Annotated in this window: 13 protein-coding genes and 2 pseudogenes; 8 read left to right on the top strand and 7 right to left on the bottom strand. The window is 71.9% G+C overall.

Annotated features, from left to right (window positions below):
- Positions 1–43: 43 nt before the first annotated feature.
- Positions 44–430, bottom strand: a pseudogene (locus H8R17_RS00930) (peptidase); the annotation flags it as partial.
- A 292-nt stretch (positions 431–722) separates the two neighbouring features.
- Here H8R17_RS00930 and H8R17_RS00935 point away from each other — a divergent pair.
- Positions 723–2,378 (top strand): RNA polymerase sigma factor, encoded by a 1,656-nt coding sequence (locus tag H8R17_RS00935; RefSeq protein ID WP_187821138.1) that lies wholly within the window; start codon positions 723–725, stop codon positions 2,376–2,378.
- Here the strand turns inward: H8R17_RS00935 and H8R17_RS00940 are convergent.
- Both H8R17_RS00940 and H8R17_RS00945 read right to left on the bottom strand, forming a co-directional pair.
- Positions 2,323–3,069, bottom strand: a complete 747-nt coding sequence (locus H8R17_RS00940) for a glycerophosphodiester phosphodiesterase (RefSeq protein WP_187821139.1) — start codon at positions 3,067–3,069, stop codon at positions 2,323–2,325. The two genes, H8R17_RS00935 and H8R17_RS00940, sit on opposite strands and share 56 nt — an antisense overlap.
- 8 nt (positions 3,070–3,077) lie before the next feature.
- Positions 3,078–4,139 carry an adenosine deaminase gene (locus tag H8R17_RS00945; RefSeq protein ID WP_187821140.1) on the bottom strand — a complete coding sequence of 354 codons (1,062 nt, stop codon included), beginning with the start codon at positions 4,137–4,139 and terminating at the stop codon, positions 3,078–3,080.
- A gap of 150 nt (positions 4,140–4,289) precedes the next feature.
- On the opposite strand from H8R17_RS00945, the gene H8R17_RS00950 reads away from it, so the two are divergent.
- A complete protein-coding gene (locus H8R17_RS00950) occupies positions 4,290–4,970 on the top strand; it encodes a DUF4190 domain-containing protein (RefSeq protein ID WP_316959266.1) in 681 nt (226 codons plus the stop codon).
- Positions 4,971–5,032: 62 nt separating this feature from the next.
- Here H8R17_RS00950 and H8R17_RS00955 read toward each other — a convergent pair whose 3' ends face one another.
- Entirely contained in the window at positions 5,033–5,632 is a 600-nt protein-coding gene (locus tag H8R17_RS00955) for an NADAR family protein (protein ID WP_187821142.1), read from the bottom strand.
- A gap of 245 nt (positions 5,633–5,877) precedes the next feature.
- Between H8R17_RS00955 and H8R17_RS00960 the strand changes: the two genes are divergently transcribed.
- From H8R17_RS00960 to H8R17_RS00980, 5 genes and pseudogenes are all read left to right on the top strand, one after another.
- Positions 5,878–7,125, top strand: a complete 1,248-nt coding sequence (locus H8R17_RS00960) for a spermidine/putrescine ABC transporter substrate-binding protein (RefSeq protein ID WP_187821143.1) — start codon at positions 5,878–5,880, stop codon at positions 7,123–7,125.
- 5 nt (positions 7,126–7,130) lie between these two features.
- The gene (locus tag H8R17_RS00965; protein WP_187821144.1) at positions 7,131–8,288 is read left to right on the top strand and encodes an ABC transporter ATP-binding protein; all 1,158 of its coding nucleotides are present in this window, start codon (positions 7,131–7,133) and stop codon (positions 8,286–8,288) included.
- Entirely contained in the window at positions 8,288–9,217 is a 930-nt protein-coding gene (locus H8R17_RS00970) for an ABC transporter permease (protein ID WP_187821145.1), read from the top strand. The genes H8R17_RS00965 and H8R17_RS00970 overlap by 1 nt, the downstream gene beginning before the upstream one ends.
- The gene (locus tag H8R17_RS00975; protein ID WP_187821146.1) at positions 9,218–10,018 is read left to right on the top strand and encodes an ABC transporter permease; all 801 of its coding nucleotides are present in this window, start codon (positions 9,218–9,220) and stop codon (positions 10,016–10,018) included. It begins immediately after the preceding gene.
- Between the two features lie 56 nt (positions 10,019–10,074).
- Positions 10,075–10,536: pseudogene (locus H8R17_RS00980) on the top strand (FAD-dependent oxidoreductase); the annotation flags it as partial.
- Positions 10,537–10,660: 124 nt separating this feature from the next.
- On the opposite strand, the gene H8R17_RS00985 reads toward H8R17_RS00980, so the two are convergent.
- The 3 genes from H8R17_RS00985 to H8R17_RS00995 form a co-directional block, all read right to left on the bottom strand.
- Entirely contained in the window at positions 10,661–11,311 is a 651-nt protein-coding gene (locus H8R17_RS00985; RefSeq protein ID WP_316959267.1) for a phosphatase PAP2 family protein, read from the bottom strand.
- Positions 11,312–11,378: 67 nt separating this feature from the next.
- Positions 11,379–13,043: a PucR family transcriptional regulator gene (locus H8R17_RS00990; protein WP_187821148.1), complete on the bottom strand. Its 1,665-nt coding sequence runs from the start codon at positions 13,041–13,043 to the stop codon at positions 11,379–11,381.
- Between the two features lie 143 nt (positions 13,044–13,186).
- Positions 13,187–15,325, bottom strand: coding sequence for an ATP-binding protein (locus tag H8R17_RS00995; protein WP_187821149.1), 2,139 nt, complete (start codon positions 15,323–15,325; stop codon positions 13,187–13,189).
- Between the two features lie 254 nt (positions 15,326–15,579).
- On the opposite strand from H8R17_RS00995, the gene gabT reads away from it, so the two are divergent.
- Positions 15,580–16,914, top strand: coding sequence for a 4-aminobutyrate--2-oxoglutarate transaminase (gene gabT / locus H8R17_RS01000; RefSeq protein ID WP_187821150.1), 1,335 nt, complete (start codon positions 15,580–15,582; stop codon positions 16,912–16,914).
- Positions 16,915–16,998 lie beyond the last annotated feature (84 nt).

The raw sequence follows: 16,998 nt of genomic DNA on the forward strand, positions 1-16,998 counted from the left end.
CGCCCCGGCGCCCGGAGCGTCGCAGCCGCCGCGGCGGTCCCGGTCACTGCCGCGGCTTCGCGAGCGCGGCCCCGATGAGCCGCTCGGCGACCGGGTTCGTGTCGCCCTTGGCGTCCGTCGCGTTGACCGAGTAGACGAGGGTGCGGCTCAGGTTGCGGGTCGCGGCGATCGCCGCGCTGTAGCCGTATCGTGAGCCGGACCTGACCCAGTACTCCGTGCCGTCGATCTCGTAGCGCCGGAGGCCCGCGCTGTGGCTGGCGCCCTCGATGTGCGCCGGGACCCGGAACATCTCCTTCAGCTGGGGCGTAGCACGAGCCGGCCCCGGAAGAGCGCGGTGAGCAGCCGTTCCAGGTCGGCGGTCGTTGAGACCATGCCGCCGGCCGCCCACCGGTCCGCCTGGGTTCCAGTCGCTGACGTCGACGAACTCCGTCGCCCGCCGGGCTGCACCGCCTGGGGAAGGGCGCCATCCCTGGGGAAGCCCCGATCGACTTCCGGCCCTGACGCGCCAGTTGTCGGGGTTCGCCCCTAGGGGGAACCGGGGTCGGCACCGCGATCGGGGCTCGGCGGCAAAAAAGTGTTATCCCCCGAGCCTTCACATCGTCTCCGCCTTGTGGTCCCCGACATAGCCAAGGGTCCAGACCTGCCTGAGAGGGTGCGTGTCGGACATCAGTGAGCTCGACGAGCTCAGTCGTCTCAGTAGTCGCAGTCGTCGAAAGGGCACCGTGGACAGTCAGCGCTGGCGCTCCACCATCGCGGCCGCGCAGGCCGGGGACCGGCAGGCGCTGGACGAGCTGGTCGAGGGCTGGCTGCCGCTGGTCTACAACATCGTCGGCCGCGCCCTGAACGGTCACGCCGACGTCGACGACGTCGTGCAGGAGACCATGCTGCGCGCGGTCGACAACCTCGGCTCGCTGCGCGACCCGGACAGCTTCCGGTCCTGGCTGGTGGCGATCGCCATGCGCCAGATCCGGGACCGGGCCCGGCGCCCCTCGGAGCCCGCCCGGCTGGAGGAGGAGACGGCCCCCGACTCCGCTGCGGACTTCGCCGAACTGACCGTGCTGCGGCTCCAGTTGGAGGGGCAGCGGCGCGAGGTCGCCGAGGCGGTGCGGTGGCTCGACGACGAGGACCGGCAACTGCTGTCGCTGTGGTGGCTGGAGGTCGCGGGCGAGCTGAGCCGGCGCGAGCTGGCGGCGGCCGTCGGCATCACACGGCAGCACGCCGCCGTACGCGTCCAGCGGATGAAGGAGCGCCTGGAGACCGCGCGCGGCATCGTGCGCGCCCTGGACGGCGCCTGCCCGGAGCTGCGCGAGCTGACCGCCCGCTGGAACAGCGGCCCCGACTCGGTGTGGCGCAAGCGGCTGGCCCGGCACATCCGGGGCTGCGGCTACTGCGGCGGCACGCGCGAGGCCGTCGTACCGGCCGAGCGGCTCCTCGTCGGCATCGCCCTCGTCCCGCTGCCCGTCGGCTTCACCCTGTCGCTGGCCTTCGGCGGCAAGACGGCCGCTGCCGCGACGTCGGTGGGCTGGTCCGCCAAGCTGCTGGGCGCGCTGACCAAACCGGCCGTCGCGATGACGGCGGGCGCCACCATCGTCGCGGGCGGCGCCTACGTCGTCACCCAGCCGCCCGACGCCCCGCCCCCGCCCCCGCGCGCGGCCGTCACCTCCACAGCACCGCCGACCAGCCCCGTCCCGTCCCCGCCGCCGGCCCCGCCCACCCCCTCCCCGTCGCCCACGCCGCGGGCCGACCTGTACGGCTCGGTCGTCGACGCCGTCGACCGGGCCCCGGACCCGGACACGCCCCCCGGCGCGCTGCCGCACCGCCCCGAGTCCGGGATCACCAGCACCGGCGGCCCGAGGGCCGTGATGGAGCACCGCGGGGACAGCGTGACGCTCAGCGGACAGGGCTACATCCTGGTGCGCTGGCAGATCGCACCGCACGACCGGCCCGGTGGACTGACCATGCCGAGCTGGACCGGTCTGCGGGGCAAGCTCTTCCACGTCGCGTCCGGCGGCGGCCGCCGCATGGACGACCGCGTCGGGGACGGCTCCGGCCGCGGCTACGTCACCGGGATGGGCGGCCCGGACATCGGCTACACCGTCCTGCCGGCCGGCACCCAGCAGATGTGGCAGAACGAGTACTTCTACCTCGACGGCACCGTCACCCTGACCGTCAACGAGCGCGGCGCCTCCTACGGCCTGAGCGTCTTCCCGACGGACTGGGCCGCCGTGAACAAGGACATCAACACCGGCCCGGAACAGGGCGCGACCCGCTACGGCCTGACTCGCGACAACGGCAAGGACACCGCGCCCGTCCCGCAGTACGTCACCCGCTCGACCCCGGCCGATCCGGCGACGGTCCCGCAGCGTTCGCGCGTGTAGCACCCGCGCGCAGGGCGCACAGCGTGTCGATGCGGTTGGTGGTGATCGAGTCCACACCCATGGCCAGGAGGCGGCGCATGGAGCGGCGGGTGTCCGGGGTCCAGACGGACAGGAGGTAGCCGTCGTCGTGGACGCGTTCGGCCAGGGGGCGGGTCACCAGGCCGAAGCGGTAGTTGAGCCAGCGCGGGCGGACCGCGTCCAGCAGGGCGGGGCGGGGTGGGGCGAGCGTCGTCCAGGTGAGGGCGATCTCGGAGGCCGGGTCGGCGGCGCGCACGGCGAGCATGGCGGGGGCGCCCGCGCAGTAGTACACGCGGTCCTGCGCCCCGCTCTCCCGTACGGCGTCCACGACCCGGCGGGCCGCCCGCACATCCGGCGTGCCCGGCAGGTCGAGCATCACCCGGTGCCCGTCGGTCCCGGTCAGCGCGTCCGTCAGGGTCGGCACCCCGCCCCCGGTCAGGCCGCGCACCTCCTCCCACGACAGCGACAGCAGCGGCCGGTCGTGCTCCCACAGCCGCTTGAGCGTGTCGTCGTGCAGCAGCACGGGCACGCCGTCCCGGGTGAGCCGTACGTCCATCTCTACCGCGTCCGCGCCCCGGCGCAGCGCGGAACGCAGCGACTCGACCGTGTTCTCCCGGACGCGGTAGGGGTCGCCGCGGTGGGCGACGGCGGTCACGTTCTGCCTGGTGTTCATGGTGGGCGTCAGGTCGCGAGCCAGGCCGAGGTGTGGGCGTCGATCTCGTTCCTGATCCGGGCCTTGCCCGGCTCGTCGAGGAAGGACACCTCGACCGCGTTCTTCGCCAGGTCGGCCAGGCCCCGTTCGTCGAGGTCCAGCAGGCGGGCGGCGACCGCGTACTCGTTGTTGAGGTCGGTGCCGAACATCGGCGGGTCATCGGAGTTGATGGTGACGGTGACCCCGGCCCGCACGAACTCCTTGACGGGGTGCTCGTCGAGCGTGCGGACGGCGCGCGTGGCGATGTTGGAGGTCGGGCACACCTCCAGCGGGATCCCGTGCTCGGCGAGGTGCGTGAGCAGCTTGGGGTCCTGCGCGGAGCTGGTGCCGTGCCCGATGCGCTCGGCGCCCAGGTGGGTGAGGGCGTCCCACACCGTCTCCGGGCCGGTGGTCTCGCCGGCATGCGGCACCGACCGCAGCCCGGCGGCGACGGCCCGGTCGAAGTACGGCTTGAACTGCGGCCGGGGCACACCTATCTCGGGGCCGCCGAGCCCGAAGGACACCAGGCCCTCCGGGCGCAGCCGGTCGTCGGTGGCGAGCCGCGTCGTCTCCTCGGCGGCGGCGAGCCCGGCCTCGCCGGGAATGTCGAAGCACCAGCGCAGCACGGTCCCGAACTCGGCCTCGGCCGCCTTGCGGGCGTCCTCGATGGCGTCCATGAAGGCGCGCTCGTCTATGCCGCGGCGGGTCGAGGAGTACGGCGTGACGGTCAGTTCGGCGTAGCGCACCTGCTGCCGGGCCAGGTCGCGGGCCACCTCGTAGGTCAGCAGCCGGACGTCCTCCGGGGTGCGGATGAGGTCCACGACCGACAGGTACACCTCGATGAAGTGGGCGAAGTCGGTGAAGGTGAAGTAGTCGGCCAGGGTCTCGGGGTCGGTGGGGACCGTGGAGTCGGGGTGGCGGGCGGCCAGTTCCGAGACGATGCGCGGGGAGGCGGAGCCGACGTGGTGCACATGCAGTTCGGCCTTGGGCAGGGCCGCGATGAAGGCAAGCAGGTCGCGTGGCACACGCGCGTCGACGAGATGGTCGGTCAAGGTTCCTCCCCGGAACGGCGTCCCCGGCCGGCGGGCGGCGGGACGCGGATGATCGGCTGATCGGTGATGCGGGGATCATCGTAGGCCGGAGACAGCTCCCGGAGGCCAGGCCTTAACATGGCGGGACGATCGACTGAGGGGGACACGGGCGTGACGGACGAAACGCAGGCCGGCGGGGGCAACGGGGGCGACCGCGACCCATGGGCGCCGCCCGGGCACAGACCGTCGCTCGACAAGCAGCAGCAGCCCGGAGCGCAGGACCAGCCGCCCGCGCGGCAGCACCCGGCACAGCCACCGACCGTGCACGACCAGGCCACCATGACCTCGATGCCGTCCGGCGGATTCGGCTCGCCCGGCTTCGGCCCGCCCGGCACACCCACGGCCGGGGGCGGCCCGCACGCCGCCCCGCCGCCCCACCCGGCCGTACCCCCCGTCCCCGGGGCGCCCGGCGGCTACGGCTACCCCGGATACCCCGCCGGCTACGGCTGGCCCGGCATGCCGGCGGCCCCGCAGAACGGCATGGGCATAGCGGCGATGGTGCTCGGCATCATCTCCTGCTGCCTGTTCTGTCTGTACGGCGTGGTCTCCCTCATCACCGGCATCCTGGCCGTGGTCTTCGGCATCAAGGGACGCAAACGGGTCGAGCGCGGCGAGGCCACCAACCACGGTCAGGCCCAGGCGGGACTGATCATGGGGATCATCGGGATCGTCCTCGGCGCCGCCGTGATCGTCCTGATGGCCATCGGCATCACGGCCGCCATCAACCAGGGGGTCTCGGACTCCGGCTCCTCCTACGGCGCCGCTTCGGTGTCCGCCCCGGCTCACGGCTGACCGGCCCACGAACCGCGCCACGCCCGGCCCACCGCTGCCCCGCCGCCGGCGGCCGCGCCACGTCACGCCGCCGCGCGCAGCCGCTCCCGTGCCTCCATCAGCGCGAAGCCCAGCAGGTTCGGCCCCCGCCACCGCTCCGGATCCGCCGCGGCCTCGTCGTCCGCGGCGAGGCCCATGCCCCACACGCGGTCCACCGGGCTGGCCTCCACGAGCACCCTCCCCCAGCCTCTGGCCGGGGGGACCCCCATCTCGCTTCGCTCGCCCGTGCCGAGCAGAAACTCCCGCAGAGCGGCGTCCGCGGAGAACTTGTGGACGGACCCCTCGACCACGATGCCGAACCGCGCCCGCTCCCACACCGCCTCGTCGAAACCGCGCACCAGCCGCCCGGCCTTCTTGGCCTGCGCCGGATGGTCCACGGCCAGGATCCGCCGCTCCGCCTCCGCGTCCCCGAACAGCCGCGCCTTCCCGGCCATCATCCAGTGCTCGGCGGTCGCGTACACCACGCCGTCCACGGTGAACGGCGCCGGCCACCACTGGCTCAGGCAGCTCGCCCCGATCCGGCCGCCCGGCAGCGGCCGGTGCCCCCAGAAGTGCAGGTACCTGACCCTCGCCCCCGCACGGACCGCTTCGATCAGGGCGTCCCGAGAATCAATCTTCCTCATGTGGCCGAGTCTCGCACCGGCCACTGACAATCCGTCCTTGGTTTTCCAGGCCCGCTCGACACCTGGTCGACAGATTCCGTCGCGTAACAAAAAGGAAACAACGGAATCCCTTGTTGGAGTGCCTCCCCTCTGTCAGGATCGGCGCTCAAATCGAGCATGAGCTGCGCCGACCCCATCAGGGACCGTTAGCGAGAGACAGGCCGCCGACCACGGCCACCCAACCCTCCCGAAAGGGCACCACGCGCATGGAGCAGTACGAGCCCGACCGCCTGTCCCCGGCCCAAGTTGCCGCCATGCGGCGCAGTTTCCGCACCGGGCGCGCCGCCCTCACTCGCCGTTCGCTGCTGCGCGCCTCCACGGGCGGCGCGCTCGCGGCCGGCGGACTCGGCGCGCTGAGCGCCTGCGGCATCCCCGCGGCGGGCAAGTCGCAGGGCGGCGTCCTTGCGGAGGACCACTCGGCGAAGGAGAAGACCGTGAACTTCTCCAACTGGACCGAGTACATGGACGTCGACGACAGCGGCAAGCGCCATCCGACGCTCGAGCAGTTCACCCGGCGCACAGGCCTCAAGGTCAAGTACACCGAGGATATCAACGACAACAACGAGTTCTTCGGCAAGATCAAGCCGCAGCTCGCCGCCGGCCAGGACACCGGCCGCGACATCATCGTGCTCACCGACTGGCTGGCCGGCCGCCTGATCCGCCTGGGGTGGGTCCAGAAACTGGACCAGGCCAACCTGCCGCACGCCTTCGCCAACCTGTCACAGCAGTTCCGCAGGCCCGACTGGGACCCGGGGCGGGCCTACTCGTACCCCTGGCAGGGCATCTCGACCGTCATCGCCTACAACAAGAAGGCCCTCGACGGCGTCGAGGTGAAGTCCGTCTCCGACATGCTCGACAACCCCGGACTCAAGGGCCGCGTCGGCTTCCTCACCGAGATGCGCGACACCATCGGCATGACCCTGCTCGACATGGACAAGGATCCGGCGAGGTTCACCGACGACGACTACGACGTGGCGATCGCCCGCCTCCAGAAGGCCGTCGACAAGGGCCAGATCCGCCGTTTCACCGGCAACGACTACACCGCCGACCTCACCAAGGGCGACTTCGCGGCCTGCCTCGCCTGGGCCGGAGACGTCGTCCAGCTCAAGGCGGACAGCCCGGACGTCGACTTCGCCATCCCGAACAGCGGCTACCTGACGTCCAGCGACAACATGCTGATCCCCAACAAGGCACGGCACAAGACGAACGCCGAGCGGCTGATGGACTTCTACTACGAGCCCCGGCCGGCCGCCGAGCTCGCCGCCTACATCAACTACGTCTGTCCCGTCGACGGCGTGCGGGAAGAGCTCGCGAAGATCGACAAGGACGCGGCGGACAACCCGCTGATCCTCCCCGGCGAGGCCATGCAGGCCAGGTCCCATGCCTTCCGCTCACTGAGCTCGAAGGAAGAGACGGCCTACGAAGAGAAGTTCGCGAAGCTCACAGGGGCGTGACGAGAATGACCAAGGGCAACAGCGGCGACGTCCGCCTCGCCGGCATAGCCAAGACCTACGGCTCCTTCACCGCCGTACACCCGCTCGACCTGACCGTGCCGCAGGGCTCCTTCTTCGCCCTGCTCGGCGCCTCCGGCTGCGGCAAGACCACAACCCTGCGCATGATCGCGGGACTTGAGGAACCGACGCAGGGCACCGTCCACCTCGGCGACCAGGACGTCTCCCGACTGCCCGCGCACAAGCGGCCGGTGAACACCGTCTTCCAGTCCTACGCCCTCTTCCCGCACCTCGACATCTTCGAGAACGTCGCCTTCGGCCTGCGCCGGCGCGGCATCAAGTCGGTGAAGAAGCAGGTCGAGGAGATGCTGGAGCTGGTGCAGCTCGGCGAGCAGGCGCGCAGGAAGCCGCACCAGCTCTCCGGCGGCCAGCAGCAGCGCGTCGCCGTAGCCCGCGCGCTGATCAACCACCCCAAGGTGCTGCTGCTCGACGAGCCCCTCGGCGCCCTCGACCTCAAGCTGCGCCGCCAGATGCAGCTGGAGCTGGGGCGCATCCAGACGGAGGTCGGCATCACCTTCGTGCACGTCACGCACGACCAGGAGGAGGCCATGACGATGGCCGACACGGTCGTCGTGATGAACGCGGGCCGCGTCGAGCAACTCGGCTCGCCGGCCGACCTGTACGAGAACCCGGGCACCACGTTCGTCGCCAACTTCCTCGGCACCTCCAACCTGATCGAGGCCGAGGTCGACACCGGGAGCGGCGACGAGATCGTGCTGAAGGCGGGCGGCGGCAAGCTGCTCCTGCCCCGGGCGCGGTGCCGCGTGCCCGCGACGACCGGCGGCAAGGTACTGGTCGGCGTCCGCCCGGAGAAGGTCTCCCTCACCCACGCCGACGACGCGGGCGAGATCCCGGAGGGCCGCAACCGCATCACCGGGAAGATCGCCGGCTCCAGCTTCACCGGGGTCTCCACGCAGTACGTCATCGACAGCCCCCTCTGCCCGGAGTTCGAGGTGTACGCCCAGAACATCGACCGGGACGCCCGGCTCGTGCCCGGCGCCGATGTCGTCCTGCACTGGAACCCGGCGCACACCTTCGGCCTCGACGCGGCGCAGTCCGTCTTTGACGGACGAGAGGGCGCGGCCGGAGTGGAAGAGGCCGCCTGATGACGACGCTCACCGAGGCGCCACCGCCTCCCAGCCCCGCCGCCTCGGAGAAGAAACCGCCCCGCAGGCGCGGCCGCTGGACGCCGTACCTTCTCCTGCTGCCCGGCATCCTGTGGCTGCTGGTCTTCTTCGCGCTGCCGATGATCTACCAGGCCTCCACCTCCGTGCAGACGGGCTCCCTGGAGGAGGGCTACAAGGTCACCTGGCACTTCGCGACCTACTGGGACGCGCTGTCCGAGTACTGGCCGCAGTTCGTGCGCTCGGTGCTCTACGCGGCCTCCGCGACGATCCTGTGCCTGCTGCTCGGCTACCCGCTCGCCTACCTCATCGCCTTCCGTGCGGGCCGCTGGCGGAACCTGATCATGATCCTGGTGATCGCGCCGTTCTTCACCAGCTTCCTGATCCGCACGCTCGCCTGGAAGACGATCCTCGCGGACGGCGGCCCGGTCGTCGGCGCCCTCGACACCCTGCACGTCCTGGACGTCACCGACTGGCTCGGCTGGACCGCCGGCGACCGCGTCCTGGCCACCCCGCTGGCGGTCGTGTGCGGTCTGACGTACAACTTCCTGCCGTTCATGATCCTGCCGCTGTACAGCTCCCTCGAGCGCATCGACCCGCGCCTGCACGAGGCGGCCGGCGACCTCTACGCCAGGCCCTGGACGACCTTCCGCAAGGTCACCTTCCCGCTGTCGATGCCGGGCGTGGTCTCCGGCACGCTGCTGACGTTCATCCCGGCGGCGGGCGACTATGTCAACGCGGACCTGCTGGGCTCCGCCGACACCCGCATGGTCGGCAATGTCATTCAGACGCAGTTCCTGCGGATCCTCGACTATCCGACGGCCGCGGCCCTTTCCTTCATCCTCATGGCCGCGATCCTTTTCATGGTCACCTTCTACATCCGCAGGTCCGGGACGGAAGATCTGGTCTAGATGCCCTTCGTCAACTGGCTCAAGCGCCATCTCGTCATCATCGCGGGACTGCTGACGCTCGCCTATCTCCTGCTGCCGAACGTCATCGTCACGGTGTTCTCCTTCAACAAACCGAAGGGCCGCTTCAACTACGCATGGCAGCAGTTCTCCCTGGACGCCTGGAAGGACCCGTGCGGTGTCCCCGACCTGTGCGGCTCGCTGTCGGTCAGCCTCCAGATCGCGTTCTGGGCGACGCTCGGCGCCACCCTCCTCGGCACGCTGATCGCCTTCGCGCTGGTCCGTTACCGCTTCCGCGCGCGCGGCGCCGTGAACTCGCTGATCTTCCTGCCGATGGCGATGCCCGAGGTCGTCATGGCGGCCTCGCTGCTCACCCTGTTCCTCAACATGGGCGCCCAGCTGGGCTTCTGGACGATTCTGATCGCTCACATCATGTTCTGCCTGAGTTTCGTCGTCACGGCGGTCAAGGCGCGCGTGATGTCGATGGACCCGAAACTTGAGGAGGCGGCGCGGGACCTGTACGCGGGCCCGTTCCAGACCTTCACCCGCGTGACGCTGCCGATCGCGGCCCCCGGAATCGCGGCCGGCGCGCTGCTCGCCTTCGCGCTCTCCTTCGACGACTTCATCATCACCCATTTCAACGCGGGCTCGACCGTCACCTTCCCGATGTTCGTCTGGGGCTCGGCCCAGCGCGGAACGCCCGTGCAGATCAATGTCATCGGCACGGCCATGTTCGTCGTCGCCGTACTGCTCGTCCTGGCCTCGGTGGCTGTCGGCAATCGCCGTAACAGACCAAAGGCATAACTGTAGGGAGTTGAAATCATGGCCCCAAGCGCCATGAGTCAGTGGACCACATCCCTGCGATCTACCGGTACGGCGGCCGGGTGCGCGCCGAGTACGACGACCGCCCGGAGACCTACGCCAAGCTCGCCGGGCACTTCTTCACCTGCTTCCCGCAGCTGGAGAACGTCCGCTTCACGCACGCGTGGGGCGGCGCGATCGACAACTGCTCGCGCTTCTCGGCGTTCTTCGGCACGGCCCACCAGGGCAAGGTGGCCTACGCGGCCGGCTACACCGGCCTCGGCGTCGGCGCGACCCGCTTCGGTGCCGAGGTGATGCTCGACCTGCTGGCCGGGGAGCGTACGGAGCGCACCTCGCTCGACATGGTGCGCAGGAAGCCGCTGCCGTTCCCGCCCGAGCCGTTCGCCTGGACCGGCATCGCGCTCACCAAGTGGTCGCTGGCCCGCGCGGACGCACACGGCGGGCGGCGCAACCTGTGGCTGCGGACGATGGATTGGCTGGGGCTGGGCTTCGACAGCTGACGGCCATTGTCAGGGCCACGAGAGCCGAGGGCTGCGCCGGCGCCGCGGAGCGCGCAAGGTGGCAGAAACCCGCGTGGCACCAAACGTTCGCCCCGTCGCGACGCCCGGCACCAGTCGGCGGCGCTCACTGGCGAGGCGCCGTACGCCCGATGACCCACCGCAGCGCGACGAGCAGCACCCCGCACAGGCACCAGCTGGCCACCACGTCCAGTGGCCAGTGGTAGCCCCGGCGGACCAGACCGAACGACACCCCCAGGACGAGGACGAGACAGCCGGCGACCAGCGCGCAACGGGCGGACCTTGCGCGGAGCCGGGGGAGCAGGAGCAGCACGGCGGCGCCGTAGGCGATGGCGGCGGTGGCGGTGTGGCCGGAGGGGTAGTAGCCGGTGCCGGGCGCCACGACGGGGGTGCCGGGGCGGGCCGTCAGGATCTTGAGGGGGATGATCAGCGCCGGGACCAGCGCCATCAGGACGGCCGCCGCGGCGGGCGGCAGCCACCAGCGGCCCGCACCCGAGGCACGGCCACGATGGGCGGCGTACGCCACGGCGACGAGCAGGACAGGGACCGCGACCTGCACGTTGCCGAGATCGGCGAGGAACTCGGAGGCCCCGTCCGGGTGCACGAGAGCCCGGCTCACCCGCTCGTCCAGCCCCACCAGCGGGCCGTCGGCCACGACCTGCCAGGTGATCAGGGCGAAGAGGACGGCGGGGAGCCCGGCCAGTAGGAGGAGGAAGGATGACGGCCGCCCCGCAACAGGCGCCCTTCTGCCTCGCACATCAGGCCCTGCTTCCTGTTCTGGGGAGGACGACATGGCACACAGCTTGGCAGGGCTGACCGGGCGCCTACTCCGCCGACGTGGCCTTCAGCGCCAGCCACAGTTCCATCCGCACGTCCGGATCGTCCAGGGAGCGTCCGAGGATCTCCTCGACCCGTCGCATCCGGTAGCGGAGCGTATGCCGGTGGACGCCCAGGTCAGCCGCCGCGGCGTCCCACTGCCCGTGCCGTGACAGCCACGCCCGCAGGGAGGCCACCAGGTCTCCCCGCCCGGTCGCGTCGTGTTTGTACAGGGCCCGCAGCAACCCGTCCGCGAACGCCCGCACCGCGTCGTCCGCCAGCAACGGCAGCACGGACCCGGCCGCCATCTCCTCGTGCTCCACGCACATGCGCCCCCGCCGCCGCGCCACCGACAACGCCTGCTCGGCCTGCTTGTACGCGGCCGCCGCCGCGATCAGCCCGGCCGGCGCCGACAGCCCGACGACCAGGCCGGCCTCATCTCCGCCGGCACCGCCCTGGTCACGGGACCCCGCCGCCCGCGCCGCCTCCAGCGCCTCCGCGTACTCCGCGCACGCGGCCACCGCCGCGCCCCCGTCCACGGCCAGCACCACCAGCCGCTCGCCGTACGGCACCGCCAGCACGGCCTCACCGGACCCGGCCGCCGCGGATTCCATCGCCTCGGCGAGCGCCCCGAGCGGATCCCCGTGCTCGTCGGCCGCGGCGAGCGAGGCGGCGGAATTCACCGCCGTGCGCGCGTGGGAGTCGGACCTCGCCCGCGCGGCCGACGCCGGTACCGCCTCGGCGACGATCATCCGGTACGGCGCGTCCAGGAGCCCCCCGTACAGGTCGCCGGCGACTACCCGGGCATGGTCCGGTTCCCCGGCGAGCAGCATGCGCAGCACCGCCGCGCCGATCCGCTGCTCGGCGGCGTGCAGCGAGCCTGAGCGCTCCGTGGTCAGCGTCAGCAGCGCGATGGCCGAGTGGAGGGCGTACCGCTCGGCCGTGCCCAGGGCCGCCGCCGTGCCCACGGCGAGTGCCGCCCGCGGGCGCCGCCCGGTGCCGAGGGTGTGCAGCTCGACCCGGTCCTCGTGCTCCGGCCCGCCTACCACCGAGGAGGCCGGCGCGGGCCGGTCCCGCAACCGCCGCACGTCCGCAGTGAGCCGCGCGGCCCGCCGCCCCGCCCACTCCGGTGCCGCGCCGACGACGGCGCCGGACGCGTCGTACAGCGCCGCCCAGCCGTCGACCTGCGCGGCGAGCGCGGCGAGCAGCCCCTCAGGGCCGTCCGTCAGCGCCTGCTTGGTCAGCTCGCGCTGCACCGCGAACCCCGCGGTCACCGACCGGTACTGGTCGGCGGCGATCGCGGCGGACACGGCCTTGCTGATGGCCAGAAACGGCGTGCGGCGCGGCACCTCCAGCAGCGGCAGCCCCTCCTGCTCCGCCGCGTCGACGAGGGCCTTGGGGGTCTCCTCGTAATTGACCCCGACGGCGAAGCCGAGCCCGACGACCCCGGCCCCCACCAGCCGCTGCACGTAGCGGCGCATGACCTCGGGGTTCTCCGCGTCGAGCTTAAGGGCCGTGATCAGCAGCAGCTCCCCGCCCTCCATGTAGGGCACGGGGTCGGCCAGCTCGCTGACGTGGGCCCAGCGCACCGGCACGTCCAAGCGGTCCTCGCCCGCCCGCACGGTGAGTTTCAGCGCGGAATGGTGGACGAGCGAGGCAAGGGTGGGGGGCATGGGACCTTCGAGTCGGTGATGTCTTGGCCGCCGTGTATGAACGGTCTGCGCCAATTCTGCCTCACCGTATGGTCACAGCGTCACCGAACATCCAGATGTTCTGCTCACAACCTCAACATCTCGGCCACGTCCCGGCCCGGTCGTCAGCTCCGCAGATCCACCAGCAACGGCGGCGCGTGCTCCCCCTTGATGTTCGTCAGCGACAGCACCGCATGCCCGGGCGGCACCCCGTGCGCCAGCTCGGACGCGGACCACCGCTCCCGCTCGACCTGCCGCACGGTCACCGCGCGCGCGGTCGCCGCCTTGCCGGTGATCACCCGGCGCAGCGCGTGCACCGCCTTCCCGGCCGGCGTCTCCGCGATGATCTGCCGGTCGGTGACGTCCCGCGCCTCGGTCCACTCCTTGCCCCACACCTCGGCGAAGTCCTGCCCGTCCCACGGCGTGACCCCGGCCAGCGCCATCCGGCATCCGGTGGCCCCGAGCAGCGGCCCGCGCAGGGGCCGCGGTACGTCGTCCAGGGTGCGCAGAGTCAGCACGGCGCCGGCATTGGCGGACCGCAGCCGCTGAATGCCGCGTACAGCCTCGGGTGTGACGACGCCGGTCGCGTCGTCGAGTACCAGGCAGGCGAACAGCGACCGGTCCTCCCGTACCGCGACGCTCGCCGTGAACTGGGCGAGCACCAGCCGGGCCAGCATCCGGGAGGCGTCCGCGTGGCCCCGCTCGGGCAGGTCGATGCGCACCCGCACAGGATGGTCGAGAGCCTTCAGCGTGAATGGGCGGGACTGCCCGGAGGTGTCGAAGAAGCCTGCGAACGCCGGCCGGTCGAGTAGCGCGGCACGGTCCGCGAGCACCCCGCCCACGTCGCCCGGTTGGCCCATCTGCCGCTCCCGCGCGTCGAGTTCGCGCAGCAGCGACTCCTGGCCCGCGTCCTGCAGGCCCTTGCGCAGCGCGGCCAGCGGGGCGGGCGTGCCGTCGAGCAGCTGCCGCAGTTCCGGTACGGAGGGGAAGCGGCCGTGGACCGCGCGGAACGGCCCGAGGAGCTGGGCCAGGACGGTGGTGGAGCGGCGCGTGTCGCTGCCCGGATGCGGATCGGCCAGGTCCCCCACCAGAGCCTCGGCGAGCACGGCCGCGGCCTCGTCGGGATCGGCGGTCCCGCCGTACAGGTCGAGGTCGTACACGGACTCCGGGTTCCCGATCCGTACGACGACGTCGTACGCCTCGGCCTGGCCGAGCCCCGCGCCCGCCGCGCCGACCACCACGACGGCGGCGCGCCCGGCGAGGGCGTGCAGGCACAACGACTCGGCGAGCGGCCGCACGACGGTGCCGGTCTTGCCGGAGCCGGCCGGACCGACGGCGAGCAGGGAGGTGGCGAGCAGTTCGGGGCCGAGGGCGAGGCCGGTGCCGCGGTACGAGTAGGGGTTGCGCGGGTCGTCGGCGGTGGTGCCCAGCCGCACCTGGCCGGTGACCAGGTCGTGTGCGGCCTGCCGGGCGGGCAGGTCGCGGGCGCCGGAGGGGTGCAGGCAGGCGGCGGCGCCGTCGCCCAGCACCGCGCCGGTGAAGGTGGCCAGGGTGTGCCGGCCGGTGCGCACGCCCTGCCAGGCGCGGGTGATCCGGGCGTGGTCGACGTCCCGCATGAGCCCGGCGCGGGCCTCGGTGGCGAGCCGCTCGGCGGCGTCGGCGGCACCGGCGGCGCGCAGCTGCGGGAACTCGGCGGGGTCCGCCTCCGGGGCGGGCGGCCGTTCGGGCGTGGCCGGGGCGGCACGGCGTACGAGGGGCACGACGAACCGGCGCCAGACCTCACCCCAGCGGCCCAGCCGCCCGGCGCCGATCATCAGGATGCCCGCGATCACGCCGTAGTAGAGGTAGGAGGCGATCGCGCCCATCACCTCTGCGCCGTCGGTCTTGGGGTGTGTCCAGCTGTCGGGGAAGAAGGCCAGGTACGGCCACAGCCAGTAGCTGCCGAGGTAGCCGTTGTAGAGCAGCGACCAGATGAGCCAGGCGACGAGGAACGCGATCAGCGCGCCGCTCAGCAGCTGCCGGGCCGGGGTCTCGTCGGGCGCCTCATCGGGCCGGGGCGTGTGCCCGAACCGCCACACGCCGGGCGCCGCCTCGGGGCGGGGCGTGCGCAGCCAGGCCAGGAACGCCGATCCGTCCGGCCGCGGCGGCACACCGGGTGGCGCCGTGGGCCGCGGCGGCACGGCCGTGCCGTCCGGCGGCCCCGCCGGACGCGGCACAGGATTCGCATGCGTGCCCCGCGTGTCCTGCGTCCCGTCGCCGTCCATCGCCATTGCCCCCTGAGCAGCCGCTCCACCTGTTCCGTGCACCATCAGCGAGCCAATCTAATGCCCCCGCAGGGGGAGTTCACCGCTTACGTGGCCGGGTCCCGTGAAGCCCGGCCACCCGCCGCAATGTCCACGGCGGACAACCAGCGTCCCGGACAACGCCCACATGGAGCATGCCCACCCCCCTCTCCCGGTCCTAGCCTGCGAGAAAGAAGACGAGAAAGAAGACATCGGCACAACCCCAGGAGCCCCGCATGACCGCACTTCCGCAGGAGCGCCGCGTCGTCACCGCCATCCCCGGTCCGAAGTCGCAGGAGTTGCAGGCCCGCCGCACTGCCGCGGTCGCCCAGGGCGTGGGCTCAGTCCTGCCCGTGTTCACCGCGCGCGCGGGCGGCGGCATCATCGAGGACGTCGACGGCAACCAGTTGATCGACTTCGGCTCGGGCATCGCCGTGACCTCCGTCGGCGCGTCCGCCGAGGCCGTCGTACGGCGGGCCACCGCGCAGCTCGCCGACTTCACGCACACCTGTTTCATGGTCACGCCGTACGAGGGGTATGTGGCCGTGGCCGAGGCTCTGGCCGAGCTGACGCCGGGTGACCACGCCAAGAAGTCGGCGCTGTTCAACAGCGGCGCCGAGGCCGTCGAGAACGCGGTGAAGATCGCGCGTGCCTACACAAAGCGGCAGGCGGTCGTCGTCTTCGACCACGGCTACCACGGCCGGACCAACCTCACCATGGCGCTGACCGCGAAGAACATGCCGTACAAGCACGGCTTCGGGCCGTTCGCGCCGGAGATCTACCGCATGCCGCTGGCGTACGGCTACCGCTGGCCGACCGGACCGGACAACTGCGGCCCCGAGGCCGCCGCGATGGCGATCGACCAGATCACCAAGCAGGTCGGCCCGGAGAACGTGGCCGCGATCGTGATCGAGCCGGTGCTGGGCGAGGGCGGCTTCATCGAGCCGGCGAAGGGCTTCCTGCCGGCACTCAGCAAGTTCGCCTCGGACCACGGGATCGTCTTCGTCGCGGACGAGATCCAGTCCGGCTTCTGCCGTACCGGCCAGTGGTTCGCCTGCGAGGACGAGGGCGTCGTCCCGGACCTGATCACCACCGCCAAGGGCATCGCGGGCGGCCTGCCGCTCGCCGCCGTGACCGGTCGCGCGGAGATCATGGACGCCGCGCACGCGGGCGGCCTGGGCGGCACCTACGGCGGCAACCCGGTCGCCTGTGCGGGGGCGCTCGGCGCGATCGAGACGATGAAGGAGCTGGACCTCAACGCGAAGGCCAAGGCGATCGAGGCCGTGATGAAGGCCCGGCTGACCGCGATGCAGGACAAGTTCGACATCGTCGGCGACGTCCGCGGCCGGGGCGCGATGATCGCCATCGAGCTGGTCAAGGACCGTGCGGCCAAGGAGCCGAACCCGGAGGCGACCGCAGCGCTCGCCAAGGCCTGCCACCAGGAGGGTCTGCTGGTCCTGACCTGTGGCACCTACGGCAACGTGCTGCGCTTCCTGCCCCCGCTGGTCATCGGCGAGGATCTGCTGAACGAGGGCCTCGACATCATCGAGCAGGCCTTCGCGCGCATCTGAGCCCGCCCGATCCCATCCGTCGGGCCCGCATTCCGTGGTCGGGGCGGGGAGCGGCAGAGCCTGTGAAGAAGGTGTGCGAGCTAC

The sequence above is a fragment of the Streptomyces sp. TRM68367 genome, from assembly GCF_014495685.1.
GTDB lineage: Bacteria > Actinomycetota > Actinomycetes > Streptomycetales > Streptomycetaceae > Streptomyces.